The organism is Cognatiyoonia koreensis (assembly GCF_900109295.1).
Lineage (GTDB): Bacteria > Pseudomonadota > Alphaproteobacteria > Rhodobacterales > Rhodobacteraceae > Cognatiyoonia > Cognatiyoonia koreensis.
Window position 1 is genome coordinate 1,051,057 of record NZ_FOIZ01000001.1, and the last position, 16,707, is coordinate 1,067,763.

Consider the following 16,707-nt stretch of genomic DNA (forward strand, 5'->3'; position numbering starts at 1 on the left):
ACAGGGGCCACCCCCGGATGGCCCCTGCTTTGGTCCCCGGCGCCAACGCTGGGAACAAGCTGCATTCTATTTACTTCATAAGAAGCTTGGCTTCGTGCTTCTTGAGTGCCTTGCGTGCGGATTGATAATCCTCGAGCCCGGTCTTCGTCGCTAGCTCTGGGAAGAGTTCGAAAATCTCGTTCCGCTGGCTGTTGCCGATACCCTTCAGCGAGTAATCGCCCGGCTGGAAGCTTTCCGTCCATGCTCCGTTCGAAAGCACCACTTCGTGGCGCTCAAACATGAAGTGGATGTAGGTCGTCGCCATCACTTCAACGGCGTGGATACCCTGTGCACCAGTCATGTGTTTGACGGCGGCGAGGACTTCGCGCTCTTCAAAGTAGAGTTGTGTCATCTCGGATGCAACCAGGACACGGTGATTTGGAGACACCAGCATATCACGTTCTGGCAGACCGTCGCCAAGTGAACCCGCTTTGATCAGGATCGGCTTGAGATGTGGGTTCGCAGCAAGCTGCTTACCGTCCATCGTCTTGTGGCCGACCCACGCGATTTCCTGAATTCCGTTGTCGCGTGTGATGATACGGTCACCGACCTGCAACTCCTCGACCAGACGCTCGCCTTTAGGCGTGGCGATCGTCGTACCCGGGGTGAAACATGGGATTACGTTCTCGATTTCGGAGAATGTCATTGTCGAACCATCAAGGAACGTCACGACACCCGCTTCTGGATCGTTCGGATCGTAGGTGATGAAATCAACGGCGGAGCCCGTCAGATCCAGCACGTCAATATCGCTGCCATCGGGGTCTTCACCACCGACAACTACATCGCCGCCGTTTCCGCCAATGAATGTATCCGAACCAAGGCCACCAGATGCAAAGTCTGCGCCGGCACCACCTTCGAGAACATCCTCGCCAGCGCCGCCTTCGAGATCGTCGTTACCCTGACCTCCAAACAGTGTGTCGTCGCCATCACCACCAATCAATTCGTCGTCGTCGACGCCGCCGAATAGCGTGTCTTTGCCGGTGCCCCCGAACAGCGTGTCGTCGTCGTCCTGACCGTAAATTGTGTCATTACCAGCGCCACCAAACAGAGTGTCGTTGTTATTGTCAGTGACAAGATCAGTGAAGCCGAATTCATTCGGTTCGTCATCCGGGATATTCACGAAATCAGGCACAGACAGGTCGAGACCGCCAAAGATCAGGTCGTCGCCTTCGCCACCGTCGATAATGTCATTGCCTTCACTACCGATGATGGTGTCATTGCCCGTACCGCCGTCAACGCTGTCGTCGTCGATGCCAGCATCGATCGTATCGTCACCAGAGCCGCCGAAAATCGTATCGTTATCGTCACCGGTGCTGATGGTATCGTTACCAGCGCCGCCAAAAACGGTGTCCAGATCGTTCGTAGGATCCGGGTCAGCATCATAGCCCGGGAACAGACCTTGCTGCGGATAACCGACATCGGGCAACGGATCGTCGTGGTTGCCCGCGTTGATCACATCGTCGCCGTCGCCGCCTTCAATGAAATCGCCACCAGTTCCGCCGGTGATGCTGTCATCGCCAGTGCCGCCGTCCAGGACATCGTCTCCTTCGCCGCCGTCGATGGTGTCATTTCCAGTACCGCCGAATACGGTGTCGTCGCCAAGGCCTGCCACAACGCTGTCATCGCCGGCTCCTGCAACGATCACATCATCATTTGGCTCTTTGCCAGGAAGAATGTTGTCTTCTCCGTCGACGATATCGCCGTCGGCATCAACATATCCGGGCAGGATGACATCGTCGCCATCTGTGCCTTCCACGGTGCCGTTGTTCACACCGTCCACGGTGAACGTCACGGTTGCAGTGTCTTCGGCACCGTTTTCATCGACGATCGTGTAAGTAACAGAGGTCGATGCACTTTCACCAAGGCCAAGATCATCGAACTCGCCGTTTGCGTCGAAATCGACGGTTCCGTCAGCGCCGATTGTGAACAGACCACCATTGTCGCCGGCCACTGCTGCACCGACGCCTGCTGCCGCGCCACCGACCGCAGAGACTGACAGATTGTCATTTTCAGGATCACTGTCGGAACCGTTACCTGTGTCGTCGGTGATGACATTTCCGTCAACATCGCCAGCGGCTTCGGTCGGATCGAACGTGTAGGTGTTGTCAGTCGCAACAGGGCCGTCGTTGATCCCGTTCACCGTGATTGTCACGGTTTCCGTCGACGTTGCGCCGCTAGGATCAGTCACTGTATATTCTACAGTCACTTCTGCCGTTTCACCTGGAGCGAGTTCGTCGAATTCTCCATTTGGATCGAACGTAACCGTGCCGTCTTGCGCGATCGTCACAAGGCCACCACCGTTTGCTGGTACAGGTGCCCCCACATTTGCGGGATTACCATTGACCGCCCCAACGGTCAGTGGATCGCTATCCGGATCCTCGTCGTTGTCGAGAACATTACCAACGACTTCGACGTTGTCTTCATCACCAGCAAACGTATCAGCTACGGCAGTTGGACCATCGTTGGACCCAGTCACTGTAATCGTGACAGTCGTCGTATCTTCGCCGCCATTTCCGTCAGAGATAGTGTAGGCCACTGTTGTTTCGGCAGTCTCACCTGCTGCAAGGTCATCGAAATCGCCGTTTGGATCGAAAGACGCTGTGCCGTCCGCGCCTATAGTTAAAAGACCACCATTGTCGCCAGCAACCGGTGCGCCAACGTTGCCACCTGCCCCGTTGACGGCTGACACCGTCAGATCGTCGCCTTCAGGATCGGTATCGTTGCCCAGAACATTGTCCAGTGCGATTGCCGTGTCCTGATCAGTGCTGTCTGTATCGGCAACGGCAATTGGATCGTCGTTCGTGCCAGTCACAGTGATTGTGACAGTCGCGGTTGTTGTGCCTCCATTGCCGTCATCCACTGTGTAAGTCACTGTGGTTTCGACCGTTTCACCTTCGCCAAGGCTTTCGAATTCGCCATTTGGATCAAACGCGACGGTACCATCTGGATTGATTGTCACCAGACCACCATTGCTTCCGGCGACGGGGGTGCCGACGCCTGCGGGATCTCCATTGACCGCGCCAACTGTCAGGTCGTCGCCGTCAGGATCGCTGTCGTTGGTCAGAACATTTCCAATGATGCCAGCGGGATCGTCTTCTCCTGCGCCAAAGTCATCATCATTCGCAACTGGACCACGGTTCACTTCATCGCCGACAATCGATTCAATTTCGGTGAAAGATATTGTTTCGCCGGTTGGGTTGCCGTCTTCATCGACGAAAACAACAGTGCCGTCAAAGCCGTTGCCGTTGCTGTCAGGAACAGGGGAACCGGTGCCATCAGGCCCGGCAAGGATGTATGGTCCCTGTCCTGTCAGATCCAGCACGTCATTGTCGTCCCCGGCCGCGCCGCCATCAATTGTATCACCAGCAGATCCAAAAATTGTATCTGCGTCAGCACCGGCATCAACGGTGTCCGCACCAGCGCCGGTCGTGATCACGTCCTGACCGCGACCGCCCCAGATATCATCGTCGCCGTCACCACCGTCGAGCACATCATCGCCGCCAGAGCCTTCCAGCTTATCGTTGCCAGCGCCGCCCGTAATTGTGTCATTACCAGAACCGCCAAAGAGCATATCGTTGCCGGACCCACCGTCGAGTACGTCATTACCGTCACCGCCACGGACAACGTCATCACCTGTACCGCCGGCCAAAACGTCGTCACCATCTTCCCCGAAAATGGTGTCGTTCCCTGCACCACCGTCAATATCGTCATCACCGGATCCGGAAATGTCGACATCAAAGTAAATGTCCGTGACGTTGATCCCAGAGTTTGCGCCACCGTCCTGGTCATGTTCGATTTCAATCCGTGCGACGGGACCTGGAATTGAAACAAGAACAGAATAATGTGGAGATGTATCAGGAGCATAGCCACCGTTGCTGCTGGCCGTATCGTTACCTGGCACGCCGTCGGTGTTGCTAAGAGTCAGGCATGACCCCGCTACAAGATTGATGGCAATCGCATTTCCATGCGCGTCAAATGCTTTGACACGTACAACGCCGTCTCCGTCGATATCGTTGATGCGGAAAGACACGTTTTCGACAGGATCGGAGAAATCCAAACGGTAGTCAGCGGAGTTCCCGTTCCCGTCTGTTACGCTGTATAGAGAGCTGTTATCATCGACCGGACGTCCGTCATCATCAATACCGGACACAAGCTGGTCGTCCGATTCAAATTCGGTATCCGAACCCTTCTCTTTCAGAATCGTGAAGGTAACGTCGACGTTGCCAGTGTTCTGGGTGAAACCGTTCAGATCTTGCCCATTGCCTGAACCTGCGAGATCCCAGTCAAGACTTTCACGGATTGTGTTGTTCCCACCGGTATCGCCGTACAGTAGGTCATCACCAGTTCCACCACGGATGATGTCGTTGCCAGCACCACCGAACGCCGTATCGTCACCCGCATCGCCATAAACGCGGTCATCGCCAAGACCGCCGAAGAGCAGGTCGTCGCCGTTCATCCCTTCCAGAATGTCGTCGCCACTATCGCCGTGCAGCTCATCGTTGCCGTCTTGACCGCAGAGCGTATCGTCACCGCCGCCGCCATAGACTTCGTCGTCACCATTTCCGGCCAGTACGAAATCATCGCCGTCTTCGGCCATAATAATGTCGTCGTTGACACCTTCGCCGGCCAGAATCTGATCGTTGGCGTCCACACGGTCGCCGTCCGGGTCACCGGTGTAGTTTGCGTCAATGCGCTCGCCCGCGGTCGATCCTTCGACAATCCCATCGAGGTCCGAACTGTCATCGAAGACGAGGTTGTCGATTGCGCCGGAACCGCAAAGCTGGACATCCATGCGGTACACGCCGTCCACATCGAAATGGGCGACTAGCTGGCCATTGTTTGCCGTTGGTCCCACTTGACGGGTCGCGATCAGGCAGTTGTTTTCGTCATAGAAGCGAACGACTGCACCTTCCTCGATGTCAAGGAAAGTCAGTGATTTCACGTCTGCCGCCTCGTGAAAATCAAACCGCAGCTTGCCGCCACCAGCGTTGTCATCGGGATCGTGGCTGTCGCCATCTTCCGAGATTATCAAAACATTGCCGAGATTGTTCGTGGCAAGGTCGTGATCTCCGCCAGTCGGGTTGGCGGTGTCAAAGATCATTGCTTTGTTCGATCCACCGAATGCGGAAATTGTGACCCCTTGAGAGGTATATTCGTTGTCAACTACGGTCCCGCGACCAAGGTTGTTAAAATCAATTGTTTTTGTCATGCGAACAGCTCCTACACGAAGCTACGGGCGGCGGCTTGCCCGACCGTAGGCGATACTAAAGCAGGCTGGAGGGAGAAAGCGCGCGATGTTTCGCGCATGATCATTGATAGCAAACACACCAAACAGCCAGAAATGGCTGCCCCGAATGTGATGCTAGAAACCAATGTCACGTTCATTTCCACACTGCGATCAAGAGCTCCGCCTTATGGCGGCGCTCTAAGACCGTTACCGATTACATGGTATTCCCCACCACATACCGGTTACGGCTCCGGGCGAACCCGGAGGTTAACAAAAATCTACTTGGTAAGGGAGAACCCCCGTTCCTTGCAGACAACTCACATACCAAGCGGCTTTCCGCTCAGGCGACCGCCCAAATCGGTCGCAGTGCCCCCCAGTTGGGCAAGATTTGGATACAAGGTCGTGCAGCGTTAAAAAAGTCTAAAGTACGGGGAATTTGCCCCGGAATGGCCACTTAGCTGCTATTGGAGGTCATTGACCCAGCGTCAGAGTGAAGCGATTTCCGTTGATTGTTTCGAGTCAAGAAACAAATAAGCTGCTCATTTGGGCGAATGCGCTGCAAATGACACTATTGTCAGTAAAACGGCCTCGATTCCAAGCAGATTGTTTCCAACGTGGATATGTCGCAGCGTTGTTAACTCTAACCTTATAAATGTGGCAGAGGCCGTTCACAGAAAGGGGCAATTCGTTTCAATCCAAAGGACAATTGCCTAAAAAACACGCAGACTGTCTCTCGGTTGCATGCAAACCACGGCAATAGTGTGTCAGGCGCCGTTATGAGGACCGGGTGATTCTTTGCAATTGCTTCTGTCTGACAAGACTAAATTATGAAAACGGCTGTTTCTGGCTTTTTTGAAGTTCTGGACAGATTTTTGAGATAGGTTTCGCGGCGGAGTTCTTCACCGCTGGACACGATTGTCAGCACGTATTTCACCGTCCCGTCGGTTTTCGATCTTGCGCAATCAAGACGCCAAGGGTATCCCGCCAACAGGTTGGCCGTGTGGTGGAATGGTAGACACGACGGATTCAAAATCCGTTGCCTTCGCGGGCGTGCCGGTTCAAGTCCGGCCACGGCTACCAACCTTCCTGGATAATTCGTGATCTGGAGAGTGAATATGGCTCCTGGAGCTTTTCCTGGCTGTGTCTCTGTGTAATTCTTTGATCAAAAGAAGGACGGCACAGGCAATGGTCGACACGACAATCCTTGATGAAACCGCAAATTACCGCATCACCCGTCACCTCGGAGATCAGCAGCACGACACGCTTGTCGTCACCTTTGCCGGTCAACCCGGTCAAATGGCCGAAAAGGGCTTTGGGACAGATTTTGCTCTGAAGAACGGTTATGAAACTGTTTATGTTGCACAGCGGTATGAATCACATTTTCAAGGTCTGTCCCTGGATGCGTTTCAGGATGCGCTTAGACCGGTTTCAAAATCCCGTAGGGTTGTCTGTTACGGATCCAGTCTTGGGGCGTATGCAGCCCTGTACTATGGTGGCACGATCAATGCAGAAGTTCTTGCAGGTGCACCTATGTTGCCAAGCTGGACAGGTTTTCAACGACCCAAATATCACGATTTGATGCGCGCGCATATTCCGCTTGCAGATGTTCCCAAGAGTGATGTCCCGCCGATCATCCTGACCGACCCAAAAGAGCCAAATGACATTTTGTACATGGAAGGGGCCATCAAGCCGGCATTTCCACACGCACGTTATGTTGAACTTCCCTATGCAGGCCATACGGTCCTGAAAACGATCGAGGAAGCAGGCATGCTTAGTTCCGTCGTCAAAGCCGTATTCGAGACGGGTGAGTTCCCCGAAATCAAATTACCCACGAAAGGTTCGGTGGCCTGGCACATCAACGTTGGCAATGAAAAAATGCGCGAGAAGGATCGCGATGAGGCACTGCGTCATGGCGAAGAGGCCTTCAAGATCGATCAAGGCGCTCAGCCCATATCCCTGATCATACGCGCCGCAACAGCTCTGGGTGATTTTGATTACGTGCGCCAGTTCGTGAACGACGTCTTGACTGCCGAACACCGGGCAAAGTTTGTGGATAAGGTGCCTGTGCTCAAACGCATGGTCGCGCGCGCATTCGACGAAACATAGCCAGAGACTTTCCAATCACAGCTGTGATGCAGAAAATGTATCACAGTCCTCGATGTCACCGCTTTCCAAACCGCGGATAAACCATCGTTGGCGTTGTGCGCTCGTGCCGTGAGTAAAAGTGTGAGGACGCATGGCGCGGCCAGCGTTCCGTTGCAACGTGTCGTCCCCAATCTGGGCTGCCGCATTGAGTGCCTCAGCGATATCACCTTGTTCAAGCGTACCAAATTTCTGCTGCACTGACCGCGTCCAAATGCCGGCCAAGCAGTCAGCCTGAAGTTCCACACGCACCGACAACTCATTAGAACGGATTTCATCAAGTTGGGCGCGCATCCGGTTCACCTGCGGGAGGATGCCCAGTTCGTTCTGGACATGATGCGCAATTTCATGAGCGACGACATAAGCAGCCGCAAAATCACCCCCGGCCCCAAGCCTGTTTTCAAGGGAAACGAAGAAGTCTGTGTCAAGGTACGCTTTGCGTTCAACTGGGCAGTAGAATGGTCCTGTTGCTGCACTTGCTCCACCACATGCGGATTGGGTCGTTCCCTTGAAGAGAACCAGCACGGGCGGTACGTACGCTTCGCCGACTTGCCTGCTGAAGATATCACTCCACACGTCCTCTGTATCGGCTAAAGTCACGGAGACGAATTCAGCCGCTTTTTCATCAGCGGCCGTAATCGGCGCCCCGGAACTCCCGAGCCCCTGAGCGGCCGGATCGTCGAGGAGTGCGGTGACATCGATCCCAAGCGCATAAGCCACAAGAACAATGGCAATCAGCCCGATACCCCCACCAGCTTTTGCAGCGCCACCGCCGCGCCGTCTGCGTCGATCCTCGATGTTTCTGCTTCCGCGTCGCCCTTGCCACTTCATGCGCATATTCCCCCAAGACTAATCAAAGACTACCTGAATTCGATCCTGTCACAAGGTTGACCATTCGTGCCGGTCGTGGCCTAACGCAAAAAACACAAACGACAATGCGGGCGATTCATGATCAGACGGCTATACGACTGGACGTTCTCGCTGGCCGAATCCCGATATGCATTGTGGGCGCTCGCCTTCGTTGCATTCATTGAGTCGTCAGTGTTCCCGATCCCCCCTGACGTACTCATGATCCCGATGATCCTCGCGGCTCCACGAAAGGCATTTCTGATTGCCGCCGTCGCCACTGTATCGTCTGTTCTGGGCGGGCTTTTGGGTTACTATATAGGGTACGGGCTGCTTGAGAGTGTCGGAATGCCAATCTTGGAATTCTACGGTAAGGACGACAAATTCGCAGAGTTTGCATCGCGCTACAATGAATACGGTGCTTGGGCCGTGCTGGTTGCGGGCGTCACTCCGTTTCCGTTTAAGGTCATCACGATTGCTTCGGGAGCGACGCAGTTGTCATTGCCCGTCTTCATTTTGTCGGCAGTAATTGCCCGCGCGCTACGATTCTTCATCGTTGCAACCTTACTTTGGCAGTTCGGAGCACCTATCCGTGACTTTATCGAACGTCGGCTCGGCCTCATGTTCATATTGTTCTGTGCGATCTTGATCGGCGGGTTCTTTCTGGTGGGCTATCTATGAGCCGTGAAGGTCTGACTTTTTTTGCCGCTTTCGGATCTTTCGGGCTGCTTGCCGGTGCGTTTCTTTTTCAGGTGATAGGCTATCCCCCTTGCGCGATGTGCCTGTGGCAACGGTGGCCGCATGCTGCTGCAATCCTGATTGGCGTCCTTGCAATTAGGATTCACACCCCCCTCCTGCAGTTGTCTGGTGCCATTGCTACGGCAACCACGGCTGGCATTGGTGCATACCATACCGGAGTCGAACGCAAATGGTGGGAGGGACCAAGCAGTTGCACAGGCGGCGGCGGTCAGAATCTGGGCAGCCTCTCGGGTGGTGATCTCTTGGCCACCGACGGGCCAATTCTTGTGATGTGCGATCAGGTTAGTTGGGAATTCCTGACGCTGTCTATGGCAACATGGAATATGCTGATTTCACTTGGACTTTGTACACTGTGGATTAGCGCCGCGTTGACAAAAGAAGGTTCGTCTCGGACCGCGTGATTTCGTCCAGTTTCCGGACGTCCGTCAGGACTTTGTCGAAGGCTTCGAGAGAGTCCGTACCGATTTCAGCAATTAGATCCCAAGAGCCATTTGTTGAGTGAACCGCCTGTACTTCTCTAATCTGGCGTAATCGCTTGCTAACCTTGTCCGCGCCACGTCCCGTGATCGCAAGCATCATCAACCCGCGTACTGGAAAATCGCTCACATCGGCGCGGGTTTGAACGGTGAAGCCGGTGATCTCGCCGCCCGAAACCAGCCGATCCAAGCGAACCCGAACCGTACTGCGCTGAATACCAAGATCTGCTGCGAGTTCGGACAAGGTCGCACGTCCGTTCTTGCGCAGCAAAGCGATAAGTTGATTGTCCGTTTTGTCCAATGCGATTGTCCATTGTGATTGATCTATGGACCTATTGCACGATTTGGGGGCTTATCAAATTCCATTCGGCATTGGAGACTGCGTTTATGACACATTGTATCTTAATTGGAGCCCCGGTCGATTGCGGAAAGCGACGCCAGGGCTGTCTCATGGGCCCTGACGCATACCGCACCGCTGGTTTGGCTGAGGCAATCGCTGCTTTGGGCCACACGGTCACTGACGTAGGAAATCTTGCCCCTGCGCCCTCTGACGTGCCTGAAGATTCGCATCTTCATAAACTGCCTGATGTTATCGGCTGGACCGAAACGCTGTTGGCTGCTGCACAGGCGCACGCGGAAGACGGGATGCCGATTTTCATGGGGGGTGATCACGCGCTTGCCGCTGGCACGGCAGCTGGCATGGCGGCCCATTGGGCGAAGAAGGATCGCCCGTTCTTTGTGCTCTGGCTTGATGCACACAGTGACATTCACACGCCAACGACGACTGATAGTGGGAATCTGCACGGCACCCCCGTCGGCTATATTACGGGCCGCGACGGTTTCGAGATGTTTCCCCCCCTGCCAGTTCCCGTCGATCCGGCAAATATCTGTATGATTGGCCTTCGCTCCGTCGACCCGGCAGAGCACAGTGCATTGCAGGCGATGGATATCGACGTGGTCGATATGCGCATGATTGACGAAACGGGGATCGCAACACCACTCGCCGCGTTTCTCGAACGGATCAAAGCGGTCAATGGCGTCTTGCATGTATCCTTGGATGTAGACTTTCTCGACCCTGCCGTGGCACCGGCGGTAGGCACGACGGTGCCGGGGGGCGCGACAGTCCGCGAAGGTCACCTGGTTATGGAAATGCTGTCTGACAGCGGCGTCGTCGCATCCCTTGACCTTGTAGAGCTTAATCCGTTTCTCGACGATCGCGGAAAAACAGCGAACCTGATGACAGACCTGACTGCATCACTGTTGGGTCGTCGCGTCTTTGACCGCCCGACCCGGAGCATCAAATGAACTTGAAACCTTCAGAATTGGCGATGGTTCCGTTCGTCAGCGTCGCAAACATGATGAAGCTGATCCATCACGTCGGTATCGAGAAGATGTTGACCGAAATCGCCCATGAAATCGAAGAGGATTTCAAGCGATGGGAGTTATTCGACAAGACGCCGCGCATCCCATCCCACTCTGACGTTGGTGTCATCGAACTTATGCCGACTTCCGATGGTGAGTTGTACGGTTTCAAATATGTAAACGGCCACCCGAAGAATGCAGCTGCGGGATTGCAGACCGTCACTGGCTTTGGCCTGCTGGCCGATGTCCGCACAGGCTATCCCGTGTTGGTGAGCGAAATGACCGTTCTGACGGCGCTACGCACCGCAGCAATGTCCGCGGTTGCGACAAAGCATCTTGCCCAAAAATCAGCGCGGACGATGGCGATGATTGGCAATGGTGCGCAATCAGAGTTCCAAATACTCGCACTTAAGGCCGTATGCGGTATCGATACGGCGCGCCTTTACGATATCGACCCTTCTGCGACCGAGAAATGTGCTGCCAATCTGAAAGGGCTTGGAATCAAAATTATCAAGTGCCAAAGCCCTGAAGAAGTTATCGAAGGCGCGGATATCATCACGACGGCGACGGCAGATAAAAACTATCAGACAATTCTGACCGACAACCTTGTCGGCGCAGGCGTGCATATCAACGCCATCGGTGGGGATTGTCCGGGCAAGACCGAGCTGCATCGTGACGTTGTGGCCCGCGCGTCCGTTTTTGTGGAATATCCACCGCAGACGCGGATTGAAGGTGAGATCCAGCAGATGGATGCCGATCATCCTGTCACTGAGCTGTGGCAGGTCATCGCAGGACGGATCGAGGGTCGCAAATCAGCGTCCGAAGTTACTTTGTTTGACGGTGTCGGATTCGCGATCGAGGATTTTTCTGCCCTGCGCTATGTTCAACGTGCGATCAAGGGGACCGCACTCTATCGCGAATTGGACATGATCGCGGACCCCGACGATCCGCGTGATCTATTCGGAATGGTGTTACGCGCAGGCTGAACGCGCACCAGGCCGGCCCTTGGTGGCTCTGACTAAGGCAGGTCATACCCTAGGCCAAGCCGATCCGTGCGCAGCATCTGATGAAACAATAGCCAGGATCCCATTGCCCCGTCTTCAGTCCCGGCTTTGCCAACCAGCGTGCCAAGCCAGAAAAGCACTTATTCCAGCCATTCTGGACTCGCAAAGCTTTGGCGGATCAAGAACCGTTCCATACCGACGGAGTGGATTGCGCAAACGGTAATCGCCGTCTTTATGATGAGTGCGCCGAAAGCATCCCAGCCGGGAAAAAAACAAAAAGGCACCGATCCACAGAACGCAATTTGCGGTGAACCTGATACACTTGCTTTTTACCAGCCGGATCTTCCGCATCAACTGCGTACGTGCATAGGTCTGGAATGACCGGGTCGGACGCAACAAGAGTACTCATTCAAGTTCTCTGCGCGTCATCGAGCGCGCGCCAATCGCAAGTATTGCGGGACCTGCTGCGGCGCGTTGACCCATTAGGACACTGTCGCGGTAATCTTGCCGTTAAAACTCAGTTTGTTGGTTATTCCTTCCGCGCTACGTTCGACCAGCGCCCCTGACCCAAAGCATATGCGAAAGCATGATAACAAATAGCGGAGCTAGGAACTGCACATCGGATTTTGCGAGAGTTGATTTATAGACTTTCGATGCGACCAGAACTGCGACAATCATTGCAACGCAATGTGCAATCGCAGGTCGCAAAATCATTTGTGCCTTTGAACCAGTCGCGTGTCGTATCATCCAGCATGGCCGGTACTGCTGAATATTTGAACGTCCAGCAAGCTTAATGCAGCGTGAATTCGCCTGTCACGTTCCGCCATTCGCCAGGCGAGATCATTTTGCGATGTACGAATTTTACCGAATGCAGCGGACCGTCGAGTTCGCGTTGCCAGAACTCGATAAACTGGAAGAGACGGTCGTGGTCAGGCGCAAGATCATATTCCTGCCAGATAAAGGTGTTCAACACGCTTTGATGATCCGGCATACGGTAGAAAATTTCAGCAGTCGTCAGCCCGTATCCCTTTAACAGCAATTCTGTTTCGGTCATGTAAACCTCATCGTTTCTTGGCTTTATTCCTTCAGCCAACCACAGAACAAATATAAGTCAATGAAAACATATTATTAGCAATCATATTTGGTGGCTGCCAAAGAGTCTGCGCCACGCCCATTGCACGCCATATAGGGTGTCTGATAAAGTCCGGAAAACGACATCTAGTGATGCGAAAAAGAACAGGCGAGTGATGTGAGCGATACACCAGAAACCCCTGAAAATGATGAAGAAAATGTTCCGCCTCGGCCAGTTTATGATGGCCCGACGGTTTCGATCATTGATGAGATGCGCACATCCTACTTGGATTATGCCATGTCTGTCATCGTTTCGCGAGCGATTCCAGATCTGCGTGACGGGCTGAAGCCGGTACACCGTCGTATCCTTTATGCGATGCATGAAACAGGCAATACGCACGATAAGTCCTATCGCAAATCCGCCCGTCCAGTCGGCGATGTCATGGGGAAGTATCACCCCCACGGCGACAGCGCGATCTACGAGGCCTTGGTCCGCATGGCGCAGGATTTCTCGATGTCCCTGCCGTTGCTCGATGGACAGGGCAACTTTGGCTCAATGGACGGCGATAACGCTGCGGCGATGCGCTATACTGAAGTTCGCATGGACAAACCTGCGGCCTACCTTCTTGCAGATATCGATAAGGATACGGTCGATTTCCAAGACAATTACGACGGTAAGGACCGAGAGCCAACGGTCTTGCCGGCCCGTTTCCCGAATATGCTGGTTAACGGGGCTGGCGGAATTGCGGTCGGTATGGCGACGAATATCCCGCCACACAATCTTGGTGAGGTGGTGGACGCGACGCTCGCACTGATTGACGAGCCTGATCTTTCGTCAGAGCAGTTGATCGAATACGTGCCAGGTCCGGATTTCCCGACAGGCGGTATCATGCTGGGCCGGTCCGGTGCGCGCAAAGCTTATTTGGAAGGGCGTGGCTCTGTTATCATCCGTTCTAAGACGCACGTCGAAGAGTTAAGGAAGGATCGCTACGCCATTGTAATTGATGAGATTCCGTACCAGGTGAACAAATCGTCAATGATCGATAAGATAGCTGAAGCGGCACGCGAGAAACGCATCGAAGGCATAGCGCATGTTCAGGACGAATCCGACCGTAATGGTGTCCGGGTTGTTGTGGAGTTGAAGCGCGATGCGACGGCGGAGGTGGTATTGAACCAGCTATTCCGCTTTACGCCTATGCAGACCTATTTTGGCTGTAACATGCTGGCCTTGAATGGCGGCAAGCCGGAGCAATTGACCCTACGCCGGTTCCTGACCTCGTTCATCGATTTCCGTGAAGATGTTGTGGCCCGCCGCACCGCGTTCGAACTGCGCAAGGCACGCGAACGGAGCCATATTCTGTGTGGTTTGGCTGTGGCTGTGACCAACATTGACGAGGTTGTTGCGACAATTCGGTCCTCTGCTGATGCCGCTACCGCCCGTGCCAAGCTGATGGAGCGGCGCTGGCCTGCGGAATCGATCCTTGATTACATCAAGCTCATCGACGATCCGACCCATACAGCAAATGAAGATGGCACATATAACCTGTCGGAAACTCAGGCACGTGCCATTCTCGACCTGCGTTTGCAGCGCCTGACCCAGATCGGTGTGAAAGAAGTCACCGACGAACTTGAAGAACTTGCTGCAAAAATCAAGGAGTACCTCGAAATCCTAGGATCGCGTGATCGGATCATGCAGATCATTCGAGATGAACTGAGCGAAGTCAAAAACCTGTTTGCCGTGCCGCGCCGGACCCAAATCGTCGACTGGGCCGGCGATATGGACGACGAAGATTTGATCGAACGCGAAGATATGGTCGTGACAGTTACATCCGGTGGATACATCAAACGCACCGCACTTGCCGATTTCCGCGCTCAGCGGCGTGGCGGCAAAGGTCTGACGTCAATGCAGACAAAAGAAGAGGACGTGGTGACAACGCTTTTCGTGGCCAATACGCACACGCAGTTGTTGTTCTTTACGACGGACGGAATGGTCTACAAGCTCAAGACCTGGCGCCTGCCGCTCGGTTCACGCACAGCCAAAGGCAAGGCCATTGTCAATATCCTGCCCATTCCACCCGGTGTTTCCATCGCTGCCATCATGCCAGTCGATCGGGCTGAAGATGAATGGGACGATCTGCAGGTCGTCTTTGCGACATCCGCTGGAACGGTGCGCCGGAATAAGCTTTCTGATTTCACCAATGTGAAATCGAACGGTAAGATCGCGATGAAATTCGAGGGCGAGCATGAGAAGACAACGCTGATCAATGCCCGCATCGCGTCGAATGACGATGATGTCATGCTTGTGACCGATTCCGGACGTGCGATCCGATTCCCGGCAACAGCTGTGCGAGTCTTCAATAGTCGCGGATCCGTTGGGGTACGCGGGATCAGGCTTCAAGGCGACGACAAGGTCGTCAGCATGTCGATCATACGACACTTTGAGGCCGAGGCCGATGAACGAGCAGCATATCTAAAAATGCGCCGTGCGATGGCGGGTCTGACTGATGATGCAGAGAACGAAGATGAAGATGCGGCCCCTGCTGGCGCGATCAGCCCAGAACGGTATGCCGAGATGTCCGCGGCCGAAAACCTGATCCTCACCATCACAGCAAAAGGCTCCGGCAAACTGTCATCCAGTCATGACTATCCGGTCCGTGGACGTGGTGGTATGGGCGTTGCCGCGATGGACAAGGCAATGCGGGGCGGTCCTTTGGTTACATCCTTCCCCGTCGAGCTTGGCGATCAGATCATGTTGGTGACTTCAACCGGTCAATCCATTCGCGTTCCGGTTGAAGGTATCAGCTTCCGCAGCAGGGGTGCGGGGGGCGTTAAAGTCTTTGATACCGGCAAAGGTGAGACGGTCGTCAGCGTGGCCTGGATTGCGGATCAGGGCGAAGATGATGACGCAGAGGCAACAGATTCCGCTTCTTCAACCGAATAATAGGTCAAAAACAAGGTTTTGTTGCGACAAAGGTGAAAAACCGATAACGATAGCCTCAAGAGGTATAAAACCTCAGTGAAAAACGATTTGAGGCTAGAGCAATGTCAAAGCAAACCTTCATTACGGCTGCCGTTTTGGCAGTTATCGGATCAGATGCCATGGCGCAGGGCGTCACCGGTGGCTCCATTGGTGTAGAGGTAACGCAACCTACCGATTTCGACGAATTTGTCGGGACAAACTACTTTGGTGCAATCGAGTATGGCATTAATCGCCAGTTCGCGGTTAGCGCCGACGTTTCAAGCTATCGTTTCGACAGCTTGGACCAAGACGCGACAAGTGCCACGCTGCACGGCGTATATCATCTGAGCGACACCGCTTCCCTTGGTGGATTTTACGGGCAGGACAAGCTTGAAGACGGCGACTCGATCAATATTTTCGGTGTCGAAGGTGGCACCGAGTTCATGGGCGGCCAGGTCGAAGGCTACATTGGTATGGCCGATAATGATGCGGAAACGATGATCTTTGGTGTTGATGGAAACTACGCATTTTCGGAATCGATCTCGTTCAAGGGCGGTGCTGCATTCTCTGACTCTGGTGACGAGGGTTCCGCCTCCACGATCTCGATTGGTGCTGAATATACGATCACTGGTGGCCCTTCGCTGTATGCTGAAGTTGGCAACGTGAGCGTCGATGACGGTGGAACCGATGAAAGTGAAACCTTTGTAGGGGTGGGTGCGCGCATCAATTTTGGCGCTGCACGCGGCACAACATTTGGTCAGCGTTCAATCTTTGAAGCACTGCCAAAGTTCTAAACACATCTTTGCAAATGCCCGCGATTCA

The 16,707-nt window shown here is 54.2% G+C and carries 11 protein-coding genes and 1 tRNA gene; 8 read left to right on the top strand and 4 right to left on the bottom strand.

Features of this window, described 5'->3' with window-relative positions; all coding sequences use genetic code 11:
• Nucleotides 1-70: 70 nt before the first annotated feature.
• Nucleotides 71-5,248, bottom strand: a complete 5,178-nt coding sequence (locus BMY44_RS05255) for a Hint domain-containing protein (protein WP_089991133.1) — start codon at nt 5,246-5,248, stop codon at nt 71-73.
• Nucleotides 5,249-6,260: 1,012 nt separating this feature from the next.
• Here BMY44_RS05255 and BMY44_RS05260 point away from each other — a divergent pair.
• Together BMY44_RS05260 and BMY44_RS05265 are read left to right on the top strand one after the other, a co-directional pair.
• A tRNA-Leu gene (locus BMY44_RS05260) sits at nt 6,261-6,346 on the top strand.
• A gap of 105 nt (nt 6,347-6,451) precedes the next feature.
• A complete protein-coding gene (locus BMY44_RS05265) occupies nt 6,452-7,372 on the top strand; it encodes a hypothetical protein (RefSeq protein WP_089991135.1) in 921 nt (306 codons plus the stop codon).
• 15 nt (nt 7,373-7,387) lie between these two features.
• Here BMY44_RS05265 and ypfJ read toward each other — a convergent pair whose 3' ends face one another.
• Nucleotides 7,388-8,239: a KPN_02809 family neutral zinc metallopeptidase gene (gene ypfJ / locus BMY44_RS05270; protein WP_089991138.1), complete on the bottom strand. Its 852-nt coding sequence runs from the start codon at nt 8,237-8,239 to the stop codon at nt 7,388-7,390.
• 117 nt (nt 8,240-8,356) lie between these two features.
• Between ypfJ and BMY44_RS05275 the strand changes: the two genes are divergently transcribed.
• The gene (locus tag BMY44_RS05275) at nt 8,357-8,935 is read left to right on the top strand and encodes a YqaA family protein (protein ID WP_089991141.1); all 579 of its coding nucleotides are present in this window, start codon (nt 8,357-8,359) and stop codon (nt 8,933-8,935) included.
• Nucleotides 8,932-9,414 carry a disulfide bond formation protein B gene (locus tag BMY44_RS05280; protein WP_089991144.1) on the top strand — a complete coding sequence of 161 codons (483 nt, stop codon included), beginning with the start codon at nt 8,932-8,934 and terminating at the stop codon, nt 9,412-9,414. The genes BMY44_RS05275 and BMY44_RS05280 overlap by 4 nt, the downstream gene beginning before the upstream one ends.
• On the opposite strand, the gene BMY44_RS05285 is transcribed toward BMY44_RS05280, so the two are convergent.
• Nucleotides 9,371-9,790: an Lrp/AsnC family transcriptional regulator gene (locus BMY44_RS05285; RefSeq protein ID WP_089991147.1), complete on the bottom strand. Its 420-nt coding sequence runs from the start codon at nt 9,788-9,790 to the stop codon at nt 9,371-9,373. The genes BMY44_RS05280 and BMY44_RS05285 overlap by 44 nt on opposite strands.
• Nucleotides 9,791-9,876: 86 nt before the next feature.
• On the opposite strand from BMY44_RS05285, the gene rocF reads away from it, so the two are divergent.
• Nucleotides 9,877-10,794 (top strand): arginase, encoded by a 918-nt coding sequence (rocF, locus tag BMY44_RS05290; RefSeq protein ID WP_089994580.1) that lies wholly within the window; start codon nt 9,877-9,879, stop codon nt 10,792-10,794.
• The gene (locus BMY44_RS05295; RefSeq protein WP_089991150.1) at nt 10,791-11,837 is read left to right on the top strand and encodes an ornithine cyclodeaminase; all 1,047 of its coding nucleotides are present in this window, start codon (nt 10,791-10,793) and stop codon (nt 11,835-11,837) included. The genes rocF and BMY44_RS05295 overlap by 4 nt, the downstream gene beginning before the upstream one ends.
• An 808-nt stretch (nt 11,838-12,645) precedes the next feature.
• On the opposite strand, the gene BMY44_RS05300 is transcribed toward BMY44_RS05295, so the two are convergent.
• A complete protein-coding gene (locus BMY44_RS05300) occupies nt 12,646-12,909 on the bottom strand; it encodes an usg protein (RefSeq protein ID WP_089991153.1) in 264 nt (87 codons plus the stop codon).
• A 195-nt stretch (nt 12,910-13,104) separates the two neighbouring features.
• Here BMY44_RS05300 and gyrA point away from each other — a divergent pair, with 195 nt between their 5' ends.
• Together gyrA and BMY44_RS05310 are read left to right on the top strand one after the other, a co-directional pair.
• Nucleotides 13,105-15,867 carry a DNA gyrase subunit A gene (gene gyrA, locus BMY44_RS05305; RefSeq protein WP_089991156.1) on the top strand — a complete coding sequence of 921 codons (2,763 nt, stop codon included), beginning with the start codon at nt 13,105-13,107 and terminating at the stop codon, nt 15,865-15,867.
• Between the two features lie 101 nt (nt 15,868-15,968).
• Entirely contained in the window at nt 15,969-16,679 is a 711-nt protein-coding gene (locus BMY44_RS05310; RefSeq protein ID WP_089991159.1) for a hypothetical protein, read from the top strand.
• The last annotated feature ends 28 nt before the right edge of the window (nt 16,680-16,707 follow it).